Annotated in this window: 18 protein-coding genes; 12 read left to right on the forward strand and 6 right to left on the reverse strand. The window is 41.8% G+C overall.

Annotated elements, in window-relative coordinates:
- Positions 1–2: 2 nt before the first annotated feature.
- Together J0L60_03735 and J0L60_03740 are read left to right on the forward strand one after the other, a co-directional pair.
- Positions 3–569, forward strand: a complete 567-nt coding sequence (locus tag J0L60_03735) for a phosphatase PAP2 family protein (GenBank protein ID MBN8545224.1) — start codon at positions 3–5, stop codon at positions 567–569.
- A gap of 251 nt (positions 570–820) precedes the next feature.
- Entirely contained in the window at positions 821–1,177 is a 357-nt protein-coding gene (locus J0L60_03740) for a hypothetical protein (GenBank protein ID MBN8545225.1), read from the forward strand.
- 80 nt (positions 1,178–1,257) lie between these two features.
- Here J0L60_03740 and J0L60_03745 read toward each other — a convergent pair whose 3' ends face one another.
- The gene (locus J0L60_03745) at positions 1,258–1,878 is read right to left on the reverse strand and encodes a hypothetical protein (GenBank protein ID MBN8545226.1); all 621 of its coding nucleotides are present in this window, start codon (positions 1,876–1,878) and stop codon (positions 1,258–1,260) included.
- A gap of 198 nt (positions 1,879–2,076) precedes the next feature.
- Between J0L60_03745 and J0L60_03750 the strand changes: the two genes are divergently transcribed.
- The 4 genes from J0L60_03750 (at position 2,077) to J0L60_03765 (ending at position 8,999) form a co-directional block, all read left to right on the forward strand.
- Positions 2,077–2,688: a 2,3-bisphosphoglycerate-dependent phosphoglycerate mutase gene (locus tag J0L60_03750; protein ID MBN8545227.1), complete on the forward strand. Its 612-nt coding sequence runs from the start codon at positions 2,077–2,079 to the stop codon at positions 2,686–2,688.
- An 85-nt stretch (positions 2,689–2,773) separates the two neighbouring features.
- Positions 2,774–4,597 carry a right-handed parallel beta-helix repeat-containing protein gene (locus tag J0L60_03755; protein MBN8545228.1) on the forward strand — a complete coding sequence of 608 codons (1,824 nt, stop codon included), beginning with the start codon at positions 2,774–2,776 and terminating at the stop codon, positions 4,595–4,597.
- A gap of 18 nt (positions 4,598–4,615) precedes the next feature.
- On the forward strand, positions 4,616–5,803 hold the full coding sequence (locus tag J0L60_03760; GenBank protein MBN8545229.1) for a class I SAM-dependent rRNA methyltransferase: 1,188 nt from the start codon (positions 4,616–4,618) through the stop codon (positions 5,801–5,803).
- Between the two features lie 133 nt (positions 5,804–5,936).
- Positions 5,937–8,999 carry a choice-of-anchor D domain-containing protein gene (locus J0L60_03765; GenBank protein ID MBN8545230.1) on the forward strand — a complete coding sequence of 1,021 codons (3,063 nt, stop codon included), beginning with the start codon at positions 5,937–5,939 and terminating at the stop codon, positions 8,997–8,999.
- Between the two features lie 151 nt (positions 9,000–9,150).
- On the opposite strand, the gene J0L60_03770 is transcribed toward J0L60_03765, so the two are convergent.
- A complete protein-coding gene (locus J0L60_03770) occupies positions 9,151–9,480 on the reverse strand; it encodes a hypothetical protein (protein MBN8545231.1) in 330 nt (109 codons plus the stop codon).
- Positions 9,481–9,647: 167 nt separating this feature from the next.
- Between J0L60_03770 and J0L60_03775 the strand changes: the two genes are divergently transcribed.
- Both J0L60_03775 and J0L60_03780 read left to right on the forward strand, forming a co-directional pair.
- Entirely contained in the window at positions 9,648–10,733 is a 1,086-nt protein-coding gene (locus J0L60_03775) for a hypothetical protein (protein ID MBN8545232.1), read from the forward strand.
- A 94-nt stretch (positions 10,734–10,827) separates the two neighbouring features.
- Complete coding sequence (locus J0L60_03780; protein MBN8545233.1) at positions 10,828–11,790, forward strand: hypothetical protein; 963 nt, start codon at positions 10,828–10,830, stop codon at positions 11,788–11,790.
- A gap of 79 nt (positions 11,791–11,869) precedes the next feature.
- Here the strand turns inward: J0L60_03780 and J0L60_03785 are convergent, their stop codons facing one another.
- Positions 11,870–12,919 (reverse strand): class I fructose-bisphosphate aldolase, encoded by a 1,050-nt coding sequence (locus J0L60_03785; protein MBN8545234.1) that lies wholly within the window; start codon positions 12,917–12,919, stop codon positions 11,870–11,872.
- Positions 12,920–13,056: 137 nt separating this feature from the next.
- A complete protein-coding gene (locus J0L60_03790) occupies positions 13,057–13,719 on the reverse strand; it encodes a hypothetical protein (GenBank protein MBN8545235.1) in 663 nt (220 codons plus the stop codon).
- Between the two features lie 375 nt (positions 13,720–14,094).
- On the opposite strand from J0L60_03790, the gene J0L60_03795 reads away from it, so the two are divergent.
- The 4 genes from J0L60_03795 (at position 14,095) to J0L60_03810 (ending at position 20,364) form a co-directional block, all read left to right on the forward strand.
- The gene (locus tag J0L60_03795) at positions 14,095–15,228 is read left to right on the forward strand and encodes an ATP-binding protein (protein MBN8545236.1); all 1,134 of its coding nucleotides are present in this window, start codon (positions 14,095–14,097) and stop codon (positions 15,226–15,228) included.
- A 72-nt stretch (positions 15,229–15,300) separates the two neighbouring features.
- Positions 15,301–17,139 carry a DUF3696 domain-containing protein gene (locus J0L60_03800; protein ID MBN8545237.1) on the forward strand — a complete coding sequence of 613 codons (1,839 nt, stop codon included), beginning with the start codon at positions 15,301–15,303 and terminating at the stop codon, positions 17,137–17,139.
- Complete coding sequence (locus J0L60_03805) at positions 17,139–18,035, forward strand: hypothetical protein (GenBank protein ID MBN8545238.1); 897 nt, start codon at positions 17,139–17,141, stop codon at positions 18,033–18,035. The genes J0L60_03800 and J0L60_03805 overlap by 1 nt, the downstream gene beginning before the upstream one ends.
- A 322-nt stretch (positions 18,036–18,357) precedes the next feature.
- Positions 18,358–20,364, forward strand: coding sequence for a hypothetical protein (locus J0L60_03810; protein MBN8545239.1), 2,007 nt, complete (start codon positions 18,358–18,360; stop codon positions 20,362–20,364).
- Positions 20,365–20,382: 18 nt separating this feature from the next.
- Here J0L60_03810 and J0L60_03815 read toward each other — a convergent pair whose 3' ends face one another.
- Both J0L60_03815 and J0L60_03820 read right to left on the reverse strand, forming a co-directional pair.
- Positions 20,383–21,426: a T9SS type A sorting domain-containing protein gene (locus J0L60_03815; GenBank protein ID MBN8545240.1), complete on the reverse strand. Its 1,044-nt coding sequence runs from the start codon at positions 21,424–21,426 to the stop codon at positions 20,383–20,385.
- Positions 21,427–21,716: 290 nt separating this feature from the next.
- Entirely contained in the window at positions 21,717–23,165 is a 1,449-nt protein-coding gene (locus J0L60_03820; protein MBN8545241.1) for a putative DNA binding domain-containing protein, read from the reverse strand.
- Positions 23,166–23,279 lie beyond the last annotated feature (114 nt).

Below are 23,279 nucleotides of genomic sequence, written 5' to 3' on the forward strand. Positions count from 1 at the left end.
CAATGGATTTTCTTTTTGAGATAGATAAAGCGGTTTTCTATTTTTTCAACCACACAATAAGTGCAAAACCACTCGACAGATTCTTCTCGCTCATCACAGATGTGAACAGTTGGTATATCACCTATATCATCATGCTTGGAATTTTGGTTACGAAAGGGGGAAAAAGAGGAAGAATTGCTGCTGTTATGGCAATTTTGCTGATTGCAACGAGTGATCAAATCAGCTCAAATTTCCTGAAAAACCTGTTCGATCGGGTTCGACCCTGTAACTTTCTCCCCGATGTGATAACACCAATCGGACCTGAAGGGACATTGTCGTTTCCCTCCAGTCATGCTGTAAATAATTTTGCCGTGGCGATGTTTTTTGCGATCCTCTTTCCGAATCTAAAATGGGTGCTTTTTATCACTGCAGCACTTATCGCAATCTCAAGACCCTATCTCGGTTTGCACTATCCTTCCGATATTGTTGCCGGAGCTCTTATCGGAAGTGCAATCGGGTACGGTTTTGCGAAATTACAGATTTATATTGAGAACAGGTTTTTTAACGGGACGCAGATACAAGCGGATTAGACATGCCGAAGGCATCCCTTCGGGAGATTTTCGCAGAGGGGGAAAAGCCCTTTAGGGCGGTATATGTATAGAAACACGACAATCCATCAAAAAAGCCCTTTAGGGCGACATATGGGTAGGGGACGCAGATCCGCCACAGCGGACCAAGTACAAGCGGATTAGATACGCCGAAGGCATCCCTTCGGGAGATTTTCGCAGAGGGGAACCTTGATGAAGAAAATGATTCAAGAATCTAACAAATGGAAAACGAAATGATCGAATCACTAAAACCAAATCAAATATTTGTTTTTGGATCAAACCTCGCCGGGAAACATTACGGTGGTGCTGCAAGACAGGCACAGGAAAAATTTGGTGCTGAATTTGGTGTCGGTGAAGGTTTCACAGGACAATGTTATGCCTTCCCGACACTCGATGAAAATTTCGGAATGAGAACCGATGATGAAATCAATAAAAGTGTTGAAGATTTCTTTGCATGCGCAAAAACCAATCCCGACCTCGAATTCCTCCTCACCAAAGTCGGCTGCGGTATAGCCGGCTTCGCCGAAAAATACATGATCGAAAAATTCAAACACGCACCTGGAAATGTGGTAAAACCCGAGGGGTGGTAGGGGAAGAGCGGAGTTTCGCCCATATGTCGCCGCAAGGGCTCTTTTCAGCTCATAGTTCATAGATCATACTAATAGCTGCGTCAGCGCACCTTCCACTCCGAAAGCTCAAGTTTTGCGCCTGTTGAGGCATCGAGGAGGAGTTCCTGTCCCGAGCCGCGGAAGCCCTGGCTCCCTTGTGATTCTTCGAGGGTGGAGATTATCTGCCAGACATAACGGTTGAACTTGGGGCTCCAGATAAACTTCAGTTTCCATTCATTTATTCCCGGTTTCAGGCCCTCTTTTGTGGCTAAAACAAATGCTTTTTGCGGAGTAATGTCAAATGAACAGCCTGCAGGGTTCGCCTCGCAGTCCGGGATGCCGTTCACCTCCATCAGCGGGTCGATGTTACCTTTGGCATCGGTAAAAAGTTCGATTTTACCTCTAACATATTCCTTATCGGGTACTACGATGTCATATACCCAAAAGTATTTCACAGAATCGAAATAAGAGGCGGTTTCGTTCAGTTTGATGTAGTTTGTGAAGAAGGTTTCGCCTGTTTTCCCGGCGATATAGGAGTCAACTTTAGGCTTCAACTGTTCCGGTACACCCGTTAGTTTGAAGGTTTTTGGGTATCTGTTATCTGTAATTTCACAGACGGGGCAACTGCATCCCTGCCAGATGAGTGAAAGAAGTGTGATTGTTAGAATGAGTGAGAATCGCATCTGTTTTCCGTGGTGCATTAGTATAAAAATTAAGTTTCTTAATGATTTACCAAAATATCGAAAAATTGTTCCATTTCATAACAAAATTGATTGAAAATGTTGAAATTTCTTCGCTGTAATAATAAGATTACAAATATTTACCCAAAGATTTTGTAAATTGACACTCAACTTTTCACAAAACACAGAAAGAGGAGACTAATGAACTATTTAGTTCTGTTAAGGCACGGGCAGTCTCAATGGAACCTTGAGAACAGATTTACAGGCTGGGTTGATGTTGATATCACCGAACTTGGTGAAAAAGAAGCAACCGAAGCCGGTGAACTTTTGAAAGCGAAAAATCTAAAATTTGATCATCTATTTACTTCAGTTCTTAAGAGAGCAATCAGGACTGCCGAACTGGCAGCCAAAAGTGCCGGTTATGATGAAATACCTGTGGACAGAGACCAGGCACTGAATGAACGCCACTACGGTGACCTTCAGGGCTTGAACAAAGCCGAAACCGCACAAAAGTTTGGTGACGAACAGGTGCACCTCTGGAGAAGAAGCTACGACATTAACCCCCCGAACGGCGAAAGCCTGAAAGATACTGCCGCAAGAACCATTCCTTACTATGTTGAAAAAATAGAACCGATGGTGAAAGCGGGACAGAATATCTGGGTTGTTGCTCATGGCAATTCTCTCCGTTCACTCGTAATGCACCTTGACGGTCTTACCCGGGAGGAAGTACTTGAACTCAATATTCCAACCGGTGTTCCGCTCGTATATGAGTTTGAAGACGGCAAAGTATTGAATAAATATTACTTAAAATAGTTTTAATTTGCCGGAAGGGGAAATATCTCCCTCCGGCAGTCATTTTTGCAGGGGAAATTTCGAAATTATGATACAGGAGTTCCCTATGAAAAAATTATTTACGATTCTCATATTAGGCGTTATAGCCATTAACGCTCAATTCATCACCCCCGGAACGGGAGTCACATGGAATATGGACAGTCTGGTCGCCAGATCAGGTGGTTTGATTACCGGTTCATTTCCGAACTACACAGTAGCCACAGTATGCTCGGTTTCAGTTAATGACAGACTGATTATTCCCCAAGGTTCAGTCGTAACATTTTCGACGACCGGAAACGGCTTTGTCATCCTTGGTGCAGTTGAAGTAAATGGCGCACCGGGAGACAGTGTTTACTTTAAGGGTACCACTGAAAGTCCACAGGGTGTCTATGAAGGATTCTACTTCCGTGACACAGGTGCAGACACCACTTCAGTAATAAAGTACGCCGTTTTTGTTCACGGTTACTATCCGGTAAGATGCCTGAATTCAAGCCCGAGAGTATATAACTCCCGCTTCTACAAATGCAGAAGACCAATTTACATGTCTTCAAACTCAAGTCCGGTTATCAAGTATAACTACATTTCAGAAGCTTATGAGTATGGCATTTACGGTACCACAGGTTCATCTCCGGTAATTGAGTACAACGAACTTTACAACAACAACAGTCAGAACACAAGTCCGAAAAACCAGATAACTTTCGGTACACAGAATAATAATTCACCCCGAATCAGGTATAACAAAGTACACGGCGGTTCCTACAACAGAACCGGTGGTATAAGCATTTCCACTCTTCTTTCGGGGAGTTCGTCTTCATCCGAGATTGCATTCAATGAAATCTATAGCAACAGCTATGGTATCGCTCTGGCGGGTGCTGAAATTACATGCTATGTTCATGACAATCTGATCTACAACAACAACATCAACCCCGATCCGCTTACTACGGGAAGTGGTATCAGCATCAGTGGTAACGGTACAAACAGACCGATCGTTTCCCGTAACAAAATTTATGGTAACCTTTGGGGTATAACTGTATATAACGGTTCTGCCATAGCAGCCGGACCGACACCATCGCTCGGAAACATAACAAACGCCGATACATCCGATAACGGATACAATAAAATTTACGGCAATCTCCAGACTGGCGTGCCATTCGACCTGTTCAACAACTGCACGAACGACATTTACGCTCAGAACAACGACTGGGCAGTTTATGACTCGGCTGCAATAGAACTCCACATTACTCACAAAGTCGATGATCCCGCACGCGGATGGGTATTTTTCAATCCTTTCCTCGATTCTTCAATCGTTCCCGTTGAACTCGAATCCTTTACAGCTCAGGCTGTTGAAGGTGGAGTAAAATTAAACTGGACAACAGCATCCGAATTGAATAATTCAGGTTTTGTTATCGAGAGAAAAGGAAGTCTGGAACAGGAATGGACAAATGCCGGATTTGTAGCCGGAAAGGGCACCACCACTTCTAAAAACGAATATTCATTTATTGATAAACCGGGAAAAGAAGGCACCTACGCCTACCGTCTCCGTCAGGTTGACTATGACGGTACGACAAGTATCTCAATGATGGTATTCGCTGAATTCACCGGACTGGTACTTTCCCATGATCTTGGACAAAACTACCCGAATCCGTTCAATCCCGAAACAGTTATCAGATATACCGTCGGCGGGAACGAACCTGCAAGAGTTGCATTGAGAATTTATGATGCACTCGGTGCAGAAGTGGCAACCCTTGTCGAGGGAATTCAGGAACCCGGAAATTATGATGTGAAATTTAACTCAAAAACAGCAGGACTTGCTTTAAGTTCGGGTGTTTATTTCTACGAAATCAATATTAATGCAACAACCATAACCAAAAAATTCGTTATCAACAAGTAATCGTATCAGGAATAAAAAATGACGAAAGTAAGATTAAGAAGAATCGAAGAGCGACGGCTTAAGACAGGGCATCAATGGGTTTTCAGCAATGAAATTCAGGATGTTGAAGGAAACCCTGAAAACGGCGCTTTAGTAGATGTCTATTATTCGGGCGGGCAGTACCTTGGAACAGGATTTTACAACAAGCATTCACTGTTTGCGATCAGGCTGCTCGACAGAAAACCGATCACAGATCTTCGAACGATGTTTGTTGAGAGAATATTCTCCGCTTTGGGTCTAAGAGAAAAAGTGTATCCCAACAGACAGTCTTACAGAATGGTTTTCAGCGAGAGTGATTTTCTCCCCGGTCTGATAATCGACAAGTACAATGATACTTATGTATTGCAGGTCAACACAGTCGGCATGGAGAGAAATCTCGATCTTATTGTTGATGTGCTTTCAAGGAACCTTGGTGCTGAAAATATTTTCACCCGCAATTCCCCCTATTTCCGTCAGCTTGAAGGACTTGAATTTACCGATGAAATTTTGCTCGGTACTGACGATGTCCAGCAGATTGATGACGGGAAAGTGAAATATCTGGTAAATTTCCAGGAAGGTCAAAAGACCGGTTTCTATTTTGATCAATGCGACAACAGATCCTTTACCGGTGAACTTGCCGAGGGACTTGATGTACTGGATGCATTCTGCAATTCAGGCGGATTTGGTCTTCACTGTGCCTACAACGGTGCAAGGTCGGTTGATTTCGTCGACTCATCTCCTGCTGAAATTGGTCATGCAGAGATCAATTTCAACTTCAACAAGTTCCAGTCAGAGGCAAACTTTGTTGTTGCCGAAGTGTTTGAATTTCTGAAAAACTGTGCCGATGAAGGAAAAAAATATGACATGATCATAGTTGATCCCCCCGCATTTGCGAAACAGAAAAAGAACATCATTCCGGCGAAACAAGGCTACCAGAAACTGAACAGAAGTGCCCTCAGATTGATTAACAACGGTGGTTACCTCATAACCTCTTCCTGCTCATTCCATATTACGAAAGAAGACCTGCTCGATATAATCCGTGAGTCTGCTTACAAGGAAGAAAAACAACTTCAGATGATCCACTACAATGGAGCATCGAAAGATCATCCTGTTATTCCTTCGATGCCTGAGACATCATACCTGAAATTCTGTGCTTTCAGGGTTTTTGATATCGAAAAACCACTGTAACAGAATAAAAATACAGTTTAAGGGATGCTAAATATCTTTTTGGCATCCCTTTTTTTTTGTATTTTTACTAACTTGTTATTGACAAGATAAAGCAGGCCAATCACGATTTGTTCAACCTATTATTGAGGTCCCCATGAAAAGATTCTTCGGGCTCATGTTGTTTGCTTTGCTTGCCACAGCGGGAATGGCACAGTCAACTTATACGACTTTCCGAACCGAACCAATTGACGGTAACAACACTTTCAACAACTCCTACGAAAAATTTAACACAACCAGAACTCAGATATCATCATATGTTACCTGGGACAAGGATTATGTTTATATAGCTTTCTCGGGTTCTACTCCAAACGGTCCTTTGACTGACAATTCAAGAGCGATTCACATCTATATCGACAGTGATCCGCAGTTGAATCCGACACAAGGAACAGGAAGCACCGGAGGAAATGCCTGGAACTGGAATCCGACTCTGCCATTTACAGCCAATTATCATTATGTTGTAAAAACCACAGGACCAGAAGAAGTTAAGAGAAGATATAATGGCAGCGGTTGGCAGGATGCATCATTTGCTACAAATAATTGGAAAAATACCAGTACAAACTATTTAGAAGCAAGGATCGCAAAATCAGGTATCGGCAACCCGAACCAGATCAGTATTGTTGCGTATGTTGAAGAAGACTGGACGGGTGGAACTGCATGGATATCCGGCGGTCTTCCTGAAGGACTTTTCACCAACACCCAGACACAGGGAAACATCACCTTCAACAACAAATTCCTGAATATCAATTTCCTCGATAAAATTGCTCCGAATTCGACTGCCAATCTAAACAACTTTGGCTGGTCGCTCAGACTAAAAGCTATGAACGGAACCGTGTCTGACACCACTGCTTTGGCAGGCATGTTTCTGAATACAACAAACGGTTATGATGCAGGTATTGATTTACCCAAACCACCGTCTTCTCCTAGTAATTTTATTGAAGTTTACTTCCCGCATAACGACTGGGGTTCTGCTCTTGGACCAAAATATGAAAGAGATTTCAAACTTCACACAGATCTTTCAGCTACCACTTCGAAGTGGGATTTTACAGTAAATTCCGATGTGGTCGGCAATATCACCATCAGTGCAGCCTCATTTGCGGATATACCATCCGCTTATGCAATCACACTGAAAGATTTGTCGAACAATGAACTGACCAACCTCAGGACGGGAAGCTACACCTATTCGAATGCAGGAGAAGCAACCGCAAAGAACTTCGAACTGATAATCGGGGTAACCCTTTCCAATCCGACGATTAATCTGAGTACCAAAACCTATAATTACGGTGTGATAAAAACAGACAAGGACTCGACATTCACCCTTACAATCTCGAACACGGGTGATCAGACACTCCGTCTTACAGGTTTGACTCTTACAGGCGATTTTTATTCGATCAGTGGTGATACCACAACTTACCTCGCAAAAAATGCATCCACAACCCGCGCCCTTAAATTTGCTCCCCGGGCTACAGGTACCTTCAACGGACAACTGGTAATCACGAGCAACGATCCTGCTACGCCTTCAGATACCGTTAAATTGACTGGTATCGGACAGTCGTTGTCACCAAACATCTCGGTTTGGGTCGATACACTCAAATTTGGTGATGTGGTGGCAGGAACTTCCTCCGATCTCGGGTTTTATGTGGCCAATACAGGTGATACAGCTCTTGCTGTCTCAAATGTTGTGGCTTCAGGTACAGGATTCAGTTACAGTGGCAGCACCTCATTTTCAGTAGCTGTTAATGATTCAAATCAGGTGACCGTAAGGTTTGCTCCTGCAACTACAGGATCGTTCACAGGAACCATAACAATCACAAGCAACGACCCTGATACACCGACAAAGACGGTTCAGTTGAAGGGTACCGGCACCACTTCCGCCTCATCCAAAATCTTTGCTGCGGGCTGGAACCTGATGTCGATACCGTTGAATCCGGTATCAAATCTCGCTTCGGATGTGCTGTCGGGAATTCCTTCATACCTGCTCTACAAGTATGCGAGCGGAACATACCAGAGTTCGACAACCATCGACCCTGCTGTTGGTTACTGGCTCGGAATAGAGACCGCAGATACTGTAAATCTAACAGGTACTCCGCTTCTAACCGACCAGACCAAAACTCTTGCCGGGGGATGGAACCTGATCGCTTCACCATTTGCAGGCGGCTCACCAAAGAACAACCTGAGAATCATACAGGGTTCAACCACCTACACAATAGATGAAGCGGTAACTGCCAATCTCGTTCAGTCAAACATCTACAAGTATAACAACACAGTAACCCCGGGATATGCAACGGTGACTTCGCTTGACGCCTGGAACGGTCACTGGTTCTTCACCCTGGCTTCAGACCTTAGTGTGAAATATGTTTATGCTTTGAGTGATGCGTCAGAGCCAAAGGCAGTTCCTGAAATTGAGGTAACACCTTCGAACTGGTTTGTGAACATCCTTTCTGAAATGAACGGAATAAAAGACAATTACCTTACATTCGGAACCAATGAACTGGCTACCGACGGATTTGATAACAGATTCGATAATGTAAAAGCACCGATAGCACCTGCTGCCAACGCAATCGAATCGTATTTCTTCCAGTCGGGCTGGACAAACTTTGCCACCCGATTCGCAACGAACATTCAAGCACCACTTCAGAATGGAGTAAACAAATCGTGGTCGTTCAGAGTTTATGCAAAGCAGGCTGGTACATTCAAGATAAGCTGGCTTGATATCATCAACCAGGTTCCTCAGGAAATCAGGGACAGCTACAATTTTGTTCTCAGAGGTCCCGGCATCTCATCAGGTATCAACATGCTTGTGCAGACTTCTTATGAGTTTTCAGTAACCGCCAGTGGAACATATTCATTCGTTATCAACTCAACTCCTGTTGGAATTGAAGATGATCTGATGAATCTTAACTTCAACCTCGGTCAGAATTACCCGAATCCGTTTAACCCTTCAACGATGATCAACTTCAGCATCAAAGAGGCCGGTCTGGTTTCGTTGAAGATATATGACATTCTCGGAAATGAAGTGGTTACACTGGTTAACGAAGTGAAACAACCCGGAAGATATGAAGTGAAGTTTGAAGCTTCAAGCCTCCCTTCAGGTACATATTTCTATAAACTGGTTCAAGGTAAAAACTCTGAAATCAAGAAATTGATGCTGCTGAAATAAGGCTGAATTTCGGAAGGATGAAGGCTGAAAAGCCTTCTGCGTAAATCCGTTTAATCCGTGGAATCCGTGTTCTATTCTCTGATTCTAATTAGTGAAAAAGCCGTCTCAGAAATGAGGCGGCTTTTTTTATTGGTGGATATGGTAATTGCTATTAGAGGACAACTTTGAGGGTTGAAGAATTCCCTGTGGTTATAAACTTTTCGATCAGCTCCGGAATTTTTGTTCGCAGAAGGAACTTCCCCTTGGGGAGGGATATCACTGCGGGTCTGTCATATTTTGCTGCAACTTCTAACACGATTACACCTGTTGAGTCACTCACAGTAAAGGGGGCATATTTCAACCGGTAGGCACCGTCATCATATATCTCTTCAGCCGAAGTTACCACTTCCACAAGAAATGACTCCTTGGCGGGAAGTGAATCCTGAATGACGGATTCCTGAGGATAAGAAGCCAGAAATAAGATGAGCAAACTTTTAATCATGATTTTCCTTTTTTAATCTCCAAATTTCTGAAATGAATGTTAAGCAAATGTTATGCAGGTATTAATAAAATATTAAATGCTCCGTTTTTGTGGTGACAGCAGAATGTGTTAAAATTGGGTACCGGTTTTTTAACATTTGTTAACTGTATCAACCAATCCGAGGCAAAATGAAGCGGATGCACAAAGCCATCCTGATTTTTTCGATTTTATCTTTTACCCTTTACTCACAGGAAGATATTGGGAAAGGAAGACTTTCAGGTCTCATTTTTGGGGACTATTACTACAATCTGCAACGGGATTCCAATGCAGCGTCTATGAATAATGTGGCACTTCCCGGTGCTGAAAAAATGAATGCCTTTCAAATCCGCAGGATATACCTCACCTATGACCATGATATTTCTGCAGAATTTTCCGGGAGAATTCGGCTTGAAGCTGAGAATGCCACGACGGTTAACAACAAATTTGGTGTGTTCCTGAAAGATGCCTATATCAAATGGAGCGAAATTTTTCCGGGGAGTGACCTTGTTCTCGGGCTTCAACCTCCACCTGTCTACGGGATTTCCGAGTCATACTGGGAGAACAGATTTCTTGAGAAAACACAGCTCGACCTTCGGAAAATTTCACCCTCATCCGATCTTGGGATATCACTGCGCGGAAATCTTTGGGGGAATGGCATCCTGAAATACTGGTTAATGTTTGGCAACGGAAACGGAAATTCACCCGAAACAGATAAACACAAAAGGGCATATTCCCACCTCCAATTTTCTCCCGACAAACGCTTCACTTTTACATTTTCGTTTGATTATGTCTCGAAACCTGCGTTGCTTATCAGAACTCCCGGACCTACTGATCTTGAATATCCTAACGATGATTTTAACTTCACATTGTTCGCAGGATACAGGGAAAAACAGAGGGTATCAGCAGGAATTGAAGCTTTTTACGGGATAAGACAGAATGGCGAGCAACAAAGGAATCTGGAAGGTCACAGTTACAGTGCCGCTTTGTCGCTTTTTGGTACATGGTATTTCTCACCAAAAATGGCAGTTGCTGCCCGATACGATTATTTTGACCCCCTCACATCTCAGGACGGGGACAGCAGAAATTTGTTTTTGTTCGCCGTTAACTGGTATCCGGCTGTTGGAGTTATTTTCAGTTCCAACATTGTGATCGAGAGCTACGAATCCCTTCCTAACGGAACATCATTCAAGACTGCCATTACGCCCCGATTAACCTTCTATTACGCTATGAACTGATCAGTCACAGAACGGTGCGGTCCTCACAGTTGAACAAAATTTGCCGTTTCCGGGTTGTAACTATAGATAACTTCAACTAAATGCGGCTCATTCAATGCGTAAAATATTTCCCGTTCTAACTTTCCTCATTGTAGTCTGGTTCGATATATCCGCTCAAAAAATCGAAAAGATCTCCATGATCTGGGAAACCCGTTATGACCTGATCGATTTTGGTAATGAGCAGAACCGGCTTCAGGCATCACTTCGGATCCCTTTTCAGATTGATATTGCAGGGGCTTTCAATATTAACGGGCTGACATCCACCGGGAGCAGTTTTCAGTCGCGATGGGAAACCCTCAAGGATTTGAAAAAGAAAGAGGAGAACAGGAAATTTAACCTGAATCTGAGGCAGTTTTATCTCGAGAAAAAGATCAGTGATTTCAGAGTGCAGTTTGGTGCGTTGCCTGCCATAAAAGGGTTTGTTTCTTCCACAGGACTTGGCAGCAATGGCTGGATGGACGGACTAAGGCTCGACCAAAAAACAGGTATCGGTACATTCGAAGTTGCCGGAGGAAGCATTAACGAAATAAACAACCCGAATTTCTTCGACAGGGTTTTTGTATCCAATTTCTTTGAGTTTGAGTTCTCGGGAACATTCATCCCCAATTCCGTTATCGAATTTTCCTATGAGAAACTTGGTTCATCTGACTATTTGAGGAGCGAATACCGTTATGATTTGATAAAAGGGAGCAAAAAGCATCTGGAATTCGCGATCGAAGGGCTCTACAACACTCAGAGGGAGAGCCTGAGCTTTGGGTTTACAGTAACTACGGCTCCACTTGCATTTATTGAGGAAGACCTCGCCAAATACATGGATTTGAAGGTCTATTTCAATCACACCGACAGTAATATTGGGTTGCGGGGAATTTTAACCGATGATTTTTATAAGTTTGGCAACTCGGTAACCATAGAGGCTAAGGGAACCATCACTTCCCGAAAGGCGGTAAGCTGGTTTTTGGAGTCATACATTTCCGAAGTGCCGCGATTTTTGGCTGGGCTACGGTTCGATATTGAATAAAAAAGGCTGAATCAAATTAATGACTCAGCCTCAAAACAATTAAATCACATCAAAGATCAAGCATCAACAAGATACCCAATTAAGCGATAGTGATGCTCTCATCAAGATAAACATCCTGAACAAGATTTACCAGCTTGATACCTTCATCGAGTGGTTTCTGGAAGGCTTTTCTTCCGAGGATTAGACCCATACCACCGGCTCTTTTGTTGATAACTGCAGTGCGTGCTGCTTCTGCGAAGTCGTTGCTTCCTGATGCGCCGCCTGAGTTGATCAAGCCCATTCTTCCCATGTAGCAATTCATTACCTGATAACGGGTAAGATCGATCGGGTGGTCGGTTGTAAGTTCGGAATAAACTTTTGGTGAAGTTTTTCCGAAGTTAACTGCATTGTAACCGCCGTTGTTTTCAGGGGCTTTCTGTTTGATGATATCAGCTTCGATGGTAACGCCGAGGTGGTTAGCCTGTCCTGTAAGGTCGGCTGAAACATGATAATCTTTGTCGCCTTTTACTTTGAAAGCGTCATTTCTTGTATAGCACCAGAGAATTGTAGCCATTCCGAGTTCGTGTGCATATTTGAATGCAGCCGATACTTCCTGAATCTGACGGGTGCTCTCTTCTGAACCGAAGTAGATGGTTGCACCAACGGCAACTGCGCCGAGGTTGTAGGCATCTTCAATTGAAGCGAACATTACCTGATCAAATTTGTTAGGATAGGTAAGGAGTTCGTTGTGGTTCAGTTTGAGGATGAAAGGAATTTTGTGTGCATATTTTCTTGCAACTGCACCGAGAACGCCGAAAGTGGAAGCTACTGCGTTGCAACCGCCTTCAATTGCGAGCTTTACGATGTTTTCAGGATCGAAATAGATCGGATTTGGAGCAAATGATGCGCCAGCCGAGTGTTCGATACCCTGATCAACAGGAAGGATTGACATATAGCCTGAGCCGGCAAGTCTTCCGTGTTCAAAAATGGTCTGTAAGCTTCTCAATACATTAATGTTTCTGTCTGAAGGGATAAATATCCTGTCAACAAAATCGGGACCGGGTAAGTGCAGACTTTCTTTTGGAACCTTAGCCACATGGGTTAACAGACCCTCGGCTTCATTTCCTAATAATTCAACTATTTTACTCATGTTTATATTTCTCCGTTTTTTGGAATTTTAAAAACCCAATTCTAAATATAATAAAAATCATGATGTTAATAGATTCCTGTCGAACCCCGGATGAGTGAATTACTCCAAATCTGGGGAGGAAATCAACGAAAACGGTGCTAAAAAGCTACTTTTTGTCCCTGAACATTGTAGCAACCGGAATCCCTTTTCTCACACAGGTCGACGACAAATTGTCCGATTTTCTGAATGAAGCCTTCTCCGTTCTCAACAACATGTTGAGCCAGTCTCTTTGCCTCGTCAAATCTTGAAATTCGCCGGTTAATATCGGACAGCATCAAATACCCTGCGAGAGGTTCATTTGGTGACAGGAAGGATGGGTCGTTGCCGGTTTCTTTGAGTGTTTCAATAAAAATTTCGCGTGCGCGTATTGAACTTTGGGTGTCTTTCGAATCGTCAGATGCCCATGCAGCGTGGAGAATGTTCCCTGCTGCTTCCCGGGTGTCTCCGGATTTTAATGATAAAAGATGAGCTGTCCAAAATCTTTCCGCAAGGGATTTGAAGTTTTCTGAGGCATGCTTTTGCTTGAATTCGTCAGATTTGAAATATTTCAGGGTCTCATTTTCAACTTTGGAGAGGTCAGATACAGACAATCCGCATTTGGTACACGATTGCAGCCAGTATCTCATCGTGCTTCTCTGCATTTCGGGTGGGCGGGTGTCCAGATCCATAGAACCAAAGGCATTGGTACTGCCAAGTTGAGTTATTTCATTTATTGTACCACAGTTTGGGCATTTTTTGGATCGGGTGTAGATTGTTGTCATTTTATTTCTCCTTTTATGATTGTGATATAGTATGATAGAGTGGAAGAGAACCGGGTTTTCCGGAATTCGTGCTGACACATTTAATTTACTTTAATTAGCCTTCTTGGTTTCTGAAGACTCCGGAAAATCCGCCTTTTTTTCACTCTTTATCTGTAACAACCATGAAGAGAAAATGAAAAACATATCTGAAATCACCAACGAAAAGATAAAAGATCAAATAAACGAATACCATTTGATGGTGGCCGAAATTCTGTCGTAGAGGGAGAAATGTTCGTAGAGAGGAAATATAAAACAATTTTCTAAAAATAGTCACTCAAATGACTAAATTTTACTAAATTTGGTCAGCAGACTGACGAAATTTAGGAAAACAAGACAATGATCAACAGAATCCTCAAAAGCCGGATCATCTCATCCCTCTTTTCAGGGGAAACAATCATCCTTTATGGTGCCCGGTATGTGGGCAAAACCACCTTGGCAAAAGACATATTGGCAAAGTTTGGTGATGACGGGGGATACTACAACTGCAAGATGTTTTCTGTTCAAAACGCACTTTCGGCTCCTGAACCCGAAAGGTTGAAAACATATTTTGGGAATAAAAAAATTATTGTGCTCGATGACGCTCATGTGATTTCCGATATCGGTAAAATATTACAGACTATTGCCGATGAACTTCCCGAAATACAAGTTATAGCAACAGGCTCCTCCAGTTTTGATATAGCAAATAAAACTAATGAACCCCTGACGGGAAGGGCTATACGGTTTACCCTGTTCCCTCTTTCGTTACAGGAAATTTCAGACCAATATGGTTTAATCGGTCTGGGTAATTCGGTTGAAAGAATGATGCGAATGGGTTCATATCCCGAGGTTTTTTCCTCTCCTGATGAGATATCATCTGAAAGACTTGATGAAATAGCCTCCAATTACCTGTATAAAGATTTTCTAATGCTTGAGAATATAAAACGGTCGGAAGTGCTGAAGAACCTTCTTATCAGTCTGTCACTTCAGGTTGGAAGTGAAGTTACATATAATGAACTTTCAAACCGACTCGGGATCAATAAAATCACTGTTCAAAAATATATCGACTTGCTTGAGCAGTCATTCATCATTTTCCGTCTCTACTCTTTTTCACGAAATCTGAGGAATGAAATAACAAAATCAGTAAAGATATATTTCTTCGATTTGGGAATAAGAAATTCACTCATTCAGAATTTCAATCCGCTCGATATTCGTCAGGATAAGGGGATGCTCTGGGAGAATTTCTGTGTTGCCGAGAGAATCAAGTATCTCCACAATTCTGGCAAAAGGGTCAATTCATACTTTTGGAGGACTTACGATCAAAAGGAGGTGGACTATGTAGAAGAGTCGGGAGGTAAAATAACCGGTTTCGAATTTAAATATTCAAAGGACGCGAAGGTAAAGTCGATGGATATATTTAAGTCCACATATGATGCAGACATTAATGTGGTCAACATAGAGAATTATGAGGGTTTTTTACTGGGGAGCGGGTAACAATTTAGAAAAAATATATATTTTGCACTCTATCATATATTAAACAATTTTGAACAAAAGCAAGAATTGAAAATGGAAAACAGCGAAAAGAAAACCGTATCGAGAATAGTGATTGACCGCGAAGTGATCATGCGGAAATATCATGTTCACATCAAAAACTTCCGAAATCTGAAAGATGTGAAGGTGACGCTCAGTCCATTGACAATTCTTACCGGTGAAAACGGCTCGGGTAAAAGTACCCTCTTCAAAGCTCTCCTCTTCCTCAAGCACAACCACGACCACGAAGCTGCCAAAAAACTGAAATATGTAATCGACGACGACATCAATCTCGGCGGCTGGGAACATATCGCAAACGATCCGAAAAAGCCAATATCAATTAAAATCACCGAGGAAACCTGGGGTTATGACCACGAAGTAGAAGAGATATATGATATCGATAACTGCCCGTTTGAGCTGAATCCAACGGAGGAGAGATACGCCCATTGGAAGGAAACCCGTAAAGACACATATGACCCTTTTAATGATCAATTTGTTGGTTCGCGTGAAAAATGCACAAACCTCACTCAATTGACAAGTTCAAATGAATATTGTTTTGAAGATGGACGATTAAATCATATAAATGTAATTTTTGCAGACAAATACAGTTTTAATTATGAATACCTTCACCGCCCATTTCCCGAATGGATAGAAAAATATAACAATAGAGCAATTTCTCTTGAATATTTGGACTGTCTATTTAGAATAAATGACATAAGTAACAGAAAGACTGAAATCTCAGCGGAATTATCTCTAATTTTGTTCAATGTGGCTTTCAGCAGTTTACTGCTCTGGATTGATGTTGATTATTCGGAATCTGAGGTAATTGAATGTGTTATGTCTGAATTCGACATTCAACCATCTTCAAATTATTTAGAAAACTTGCCCTATTTCGTTTATAGCATACTTAAACGATGGGATGAGAAAAATATTATCAAGAAATTCAATGAAGTTCACAATTTATCCCGCGATATCTTTGGGTTTAAGAAATTGTTTAGTCTTGGAATTTTCTTCAATATTTTTTCAGTGGGGACTGTAAGAGAAATTCCGAAAAGTCGATATCTCAATGAATATCTTAACAAAGATACATATTATGGTATGTTTGAAGGTCTTAAAAAAATATCGAAGTTAACTGAATCCGCCGATTATAATGAAGCCAATCATTGGAGCTATATCGAAAGAACTTTAAATCATTGGATAAACCAATTTGAATTTGGCAATTCCATTTCCGTATTTTCAAAAACAGAAGTTTCAACAATCGCATTGGGCATAAATGGGAGAAGGAAAATTAGACTTGCGGAAGCAAGTAGTGGTGCATTGCAATTTATCCCAGTGATTTATTTTTTAACAACCAATCCTTCCTCAAGTTCAGTATTTTTGATTCAGCAGCCAGAGTTACATTTGCATCCCATGATGCAATCAAGAGTTGTGGATTTTATAATCGATCGATTAAATCCAAATTTTGAAAGTCTTTCAATAAATTCAGATTTAGATTTGGACCCCTCATGGAAAATCGGGCTTTTAAAGGATAAGATCTCATCATTCTTAGATGACTTCACATTACCAAAATTTATAGTTTTAGAAACGCATTCAGAACATATTATTAAAAAACTTCAAGTTCTGGTCTCACGGGGAATGAAAATGTATTTTGTTGATTGGAGATATCTGGAGTCAGGTCCAGAAGTAATTGAGCCTAAATCAGTTCAACTCAAAGACGCCCTCTCCATCTACTATTTTGCAAAGGATAAAAACGGGAACACAAAAGCCATCGAGATGGAGCTTGATAACAATGGCTTTTTTAAGACCGAAACCCCCAAAGGCTTTTTTGATGAAAGTCTGGAACTGAACAGGCAGCTTCTTCTCGGGAGAAACTGATGAATCAGGAACTTACAATATCCTCGAGGTTGCCGGTATATCTGTGCAAGGAGTATGAAAATGTATGGAACCGCAATAAGGAACTATTGTCATTGTTGTTCGACAACCGTATTTGCATTGACAATAATGGAAGATATCTTGAAGAATTAGGAAAATCTTTTTGTGAGATGGATACTATATCTCCAATAAGTAGACAATACGAATCTATGATTCTTGAATTTATCGAAAAGCGAAAAAAAGAACTCAATGTCGAAAGTGATTATTCTGAAATCGCTCTCTGCAATAATTCAGCCGATAAAATATACCTGTTACCTGAAAAATCTGTTGAAGAACTTGAGTTGATTTCGAAGACATTCTCTGAGATCAAATTTTGTAATGGGAAAAGTGTATTTGATATTGTTAAGAAGTTACCATTTGAACTGTTAATTGAGGATGGAGAGCTTTATGACCTGCCTAAAATTGTAGAACCATATGCCCGTCATTCAAAAACACTTTCAATTATTGACCCTTACATTCACAATCTACGGGCATTCAACCAATTTAAAAAACTCGCATGCCAGCGTAAGTTCAAAAAAATTATAATAAAATGCGGGGATTTAAAGACTCTTAAGTCTCGAGATGGCAAACCAAAAGATATGACTGAATTTTATAATTTCATTCAGCAACTCACTAGGAATGGAACCAAGGTCAAGTTTATCTATTATGATTTCGTTTATCATGACTCAATCGGGCACAAAGAACGGTACCTTCTCTATGATGATGTTCAGATCTACATCCCCGGTGGTCTCGATATTTTCGATAGTAAAGGAAGATTCCATAATTCCGGTGAAGGGTTTTATTTGAAATTTAAAAAAAGAGAAATCCAGTTAAAGGGCAGGCAGCAGTCATTAGTATGATGTCTGAGCGAAATTAGTCCCGGATTTTTACTTAAGCAGGCAATCCTGTGGATCTCCCGAAGGGATGTCTTTGGCACTTAAATCCTTCCCGAAGGACGGGATGATTCAGACCGCATGATTATCATTCCCCCAAAATTCCCCGCAATTCACTAAATTATTCCCCACAAAAACAGCACATAATTACATTATTTCGCTGTAATTCACAAAAATAATTATATCTTTTGCGTCTGATTTAATAGTTTTTCGGAACATCCAAATATACTCCGGAAGTATAATAAAAATAAACCTCCCAATTTTAAACAATCAATCCACAGGTAACGCCATGCGTAAAAATATTTTCCTGCTTTTAACAGCACTTATAATCATATCGGGGACAATTCTCCCGCAAAAAGGGATGGAAGTAATCCTCCCCACACCGACACCAAACATAATCACCGATGTGGTAGTGATCGACAAAACCACTGCATTTGCCTCTGCAACTCTCGGAAGTATTCTAAAAACCACAGATGCCGGTCTTACCTGGCAAACTCTAAAAACCGGTGAGGATATCTGGTATAACTCTATTTCTGCAGTCGGAAATGACCATATCTGGGCTACGGGACCTAGTGAGTTCCTCGTCTCCTCACACGATGGCGGCAAAACCTGGAAAAATGAAAAAATCGGGAAAATCGCGTATTTATATAAAGTTCAGTTCTTTGATGCAAAAAACGGATTTGTAGCCGGAGCAGCAATTCTCTCCGAGAATCAGACCGAATCGATTTATCAAATGTATGTAACTGCCGACGGCGGAAAGACCTGGAAACTGCAAAATGCATCCCTCGGATTTTTCCCTATGGAGATGTATTTCACCTCGGCAAAAGAGGGTTTCACAATAGTAAAGAATGACGAAAAAACGGGAAAAGACAGATTTGTGAAGACAGTTGACGGTGGCAAAACATGGACTGATGTGAAGGAATTTGCGAATGCATCCCTCTCTACAATGTCATTCCCGGATGCAAAAAACGGATTTGTAATAGCTGAAGTCACAAATACCAAAGATGGGAGTCCTGCAACAAAACTTGTAATTTTTAGCACCAACGACGGTGGTAAATCATGGAAACAGTCTGATTTCCCGGCTGAGGTGGCAGCAAACCAGATTAAAGAACCGCATGTTGTCTATTTCAAAAACCCTAAAACCGGGTGGGTTATTAAAGCGAATGAAGTGGAGGGACCGGTACAAAATCAGGTGTTCAGAACTGATGACGGTGGCAAAACCTGGATAAAAATTTACACAAGCGACGACACTGGTGTGAACAGAATCGCATATTTTGATGAGAATACCGGTATACTTATGCCCGGATTCTGGTATATGGAGCCAAAGATTTTCAGAACAACCGATGGCGGCAAAACTGTTGAGCAGCTCGTAAAAGGGAAAGGGTACCACTTCCACACATTCCATTTCTTTGATGAAAAATCGGGAATCGCCTTTGGTGAAAACAGCATCGTAAAGACTGCCGATGGAGGAAAAACCTGGAATGTCGTCAAGAAAGTGGAGGCTACCATGTTTGACAATCTAAAATTCTTCAACTCGAAAGAGGGCCTTGCCACAGGATATGATGATGCAGGAACGGCTTTTCTGTATTCAACAACAGACGGTGGTGAAAACTGGTCGGTCTCAAAGCTTAATACTGAAATGTACCTGATAACTCCATTTTTTACCGATATGAAGACATTTTTCGCCATGACCATGGGAGAGAAGAGCCGAAGTGTAGTTCGTTCCGACGATGGCGGTAAAACCTGGAAAGATATTCTGGTTGATACATCACCCGACGGGCAACTTTTCGAAATCTTTTTCCTCGACAAAAACACGGGATGGGTAACCGGTGTGTCATTGCTTCCGGGGGCAACGAAAAACAACGGAATGGTCAGTTATATGAAGAGCACTACCGATGGGGGCGCAACATGGTCTGAAAGATATCTCGATGACCAGGGTTATCCTTCGATGATCCGCTTTCTCGATAAAAATCACGGCTGGTACACAAGCACTTTTAACGACACTTCCTATGTCCTCTGGAGAACAACAAACGGCGGAAAAACCTGGGACAAATCATTCCTCGCAGGAACACAGGACATCATTGAAGAATTACTCTTTCTGGATCCGATGAACGGATGGATGCTTAAAGCTTATGGAGCACCACTTTCACCGAGTTTCATCTACCGCACAAAAGACGGTGGAAAAACCTGGTCGCTTTTTAGTACAGTGAACAAAATCGAGATGCTGCAAATTATCAACAGCAAAACCGCTTTTGGAGGCGGATATTTCAATCTGATAAAGTTTTCGTTGGATTAAGGAATCAGCCCACAGAAATCATTTTATAAGTGTCAGTTTTTGTGTATGAATTCCATACACTGATGTTAGACGATAGAAATACACCCCGGAAACAAATTTGGAACCGTCGAATCGTACTGAATGAGTTCCGGCAGAAGATTCGCCATCGACCAGTACTGCAACAGACTCGCCGAGGGAATTAAACACTTCGAGTCTTGCGTAACCTGTTGCAGGCAATCCGAACCTGATGACCGTTGAGGGATTGAAAGGATTCGGGTAATTCTGCTCAAGTGTGAATTCCGAGGGGACGGGCGACATATCATTAATACCAACTAGATTAGCGGCGAGGAGGATAGTGCCTCCTCCCGTTACTATTCCGGAGTCGGGATTCTGAGCAGAGGTCATAAAAGTGATAAACGCACCATCCTTCGTGAGATAAACAAAGTCCTTATCTCCATACTGAACATATTCCCTCTTTACTCTCAAACATTGAAATTGCATCTGCCCAATCTTCAAAGTACCCCAGCCATCGACTGTGGAGCGGTATTCACTGGAGGATGTATCTACATGAAGCAGGCTTCCTCCCGTTGTAAAAGTTGAATCGGTCAGTTTGATAAATCTGGAATGCGTCGCTCCGTAGATAACAGGCAGAGGAAAAACATCGTATGGCTCCCGGTGCATAAACCGCCATTCTGGAACGAGAGATGCCTGACCCACGATGTAGAACGAATCGGGCGAAAAAAGAAAGACGGGATTTTTTTCGATGGTCTGCGGAGTCTCACCGAAAGTTACACATCCCGGATATCGTGCTGCGAGTGCAGGGATATTGTCGGTCAGAAGGTTTAGCGAAAATTCGTTCGAAAGGGGGATATAGGAAAAATCGTAAATCCTGTTTGCTCCCGGTTGTCCGATGTTAATTTGTCCGTCAAAATTGGTGCCGTAGTGATGATCCCCCGCGTTGAAAAGCTTCAGCATGTCAGGAAGTGTCACCTGAATCTGTGCGGGGACTGTGATTATCAGGAAAAGTGATGCAAAAAAGAGGCGAAATGCCCCTGATATAAAATTGTGTTTGCTCGTTGACATAATCGTGCCGTGTAAGTTGTTGTAGAGTTTTACGGAATAAGATGATGAATTCCGTTTGCAAACTAAAAGATTCACACAAACAGAGGGTGACAGGCATTACAGAAACGAGGGAACTTTTTGAAGGGTGCACATAAGAGTCACAAAGCAGTCACATAAAACCCGTAAAAACAAGATAGGTTAAATCCTTGCAAAACAACAGGTTAAGACTTTGAGTGTCGTGGCAATAGTGGTCAAAATGACACGCCAGTCACATAGCCATCACATAAGAATCACATAAATGTTTATGAAGTTTAAGCCCAATACGGTACATATTTTGCGAATCTTCGTGATTTACTGTCTGAATCCTTCTGGCGGATAAAACCTGTTTTTATACTTTCTGAAATGACTCTGGAAACCATGGAATAATTTTCTTCGGCAATATTAAATCTGATTCTAAGAGAATTATTGGTCATTTCCATATTTGAGACATAACGCAGGCAGCAATGTTGATAACAGGCTCTGATTCGCTCTTCACGAGACATGACTTTAAATATCTTTGGCGAATATAGTATGGATTTTGTGTTATCCCCAATCGCCTGAAAATCAGGAGCAGGTAACTGAAATGCCTCGATGCTAAAGATGACTTTGTCGATACCGCTACCTCTTTCCTCACAGATGTTTATCCGTCTCATAAAGGCAGCGATGGTGTCATTTCTGGATCTCGGAGGTTCATCGATGAATCTTAAGGTATCGATTAGAGGATTACCGGGGTTCGTTATTTCGATACGATCTGTAAAAATTTCGATCATTGGTCCTGCACCGGCAATAAAAAAATCCTGATGGATTAGGGCATTGGCAATCAACTCTCTAATTGCAATCTCGGGGTACATTTTAATGTTTCGCCTGAATGCTGTTCCGATAAGTTCGTTTTGAGGCAAATGACTGTTTACAAGATCAACCACCTCACCGAAGCAAGTAGCATAACCTTTAGAGTTGATAAATTCCCGCTCGGTTTCGATTCTGGAAGTGGATTTATAAACGATAACTCTTACAGATTTCCGGGATAGTCTCGGAAACTGGTTAAAATCTTTGGCAAAAAGAATGGCACCAAGATTCAGAATATCATAGTTCCCGTTGAGATTTTTCCTGATAAATGATTCTTTGCTCAACCGCTCCAAAATTCCCTTTTTGTTATCAGGCAGAGGTTGACCCAGAAGTTCAAAAAAGGAGGGGTAGTTTAGCAGCTTAATTACCGAGTCTTCATCAAGATCAGGAAGGGCAACCTCTTCTTCATATCTTTTTTTGGAAAGGATATCCCACAACAATCTCTCCTTTTCCAGATGATCCTTCAATTTTTTCTTGTAAGAACCTATTCTGATAAAGGCTTCATTCTTAAATTTTACGGGCGCTTGGGTCGCAGCAGCTACTTGAATTAGTACTACGGGTTTTGCATTAATAAATTCTTTGTAGATAGAGAAATGGGTTCTGGGATTGAGGTGATGCAAAAGCCAGTTCTCCAATTCTTCATTTCCGATCTTTACATCTGAAGGACTGAAGGTCGTTCCGGTGATTTCGTGAGAGGAATCCTCAATTCCCCAACAGATAAAACCGGTGGTCTTGTTCCAAAGTGCCGCAGAATTGGAGATTGCTGAAATATATTCGCCTATCTCATCTGGGTTGGAATTATTCCGTTTAAACTCCACCCATTCACTTTCCTTGGGGAGTTTGATCAATTCTTGAATTACTTTTACAGGGTTCATGTCTCTCTACGAAACTTTCTTTTCAGTTAATCAAATTTAATAAACTTCATGAAAGAATCATCAATATTTAATGCTTTATCTCCTTCAGTCACATACTAGTCACATAAGAGTCAC

The organism is Ignavibacteria bacterium (assembly GCA_017302895.1).
Taxonomy (GTDB): Bacteria; Bacteroidota; Ignavibacteria; order Ignavibacteriales; family Ignavibacteriaceae; genus UTCHB3.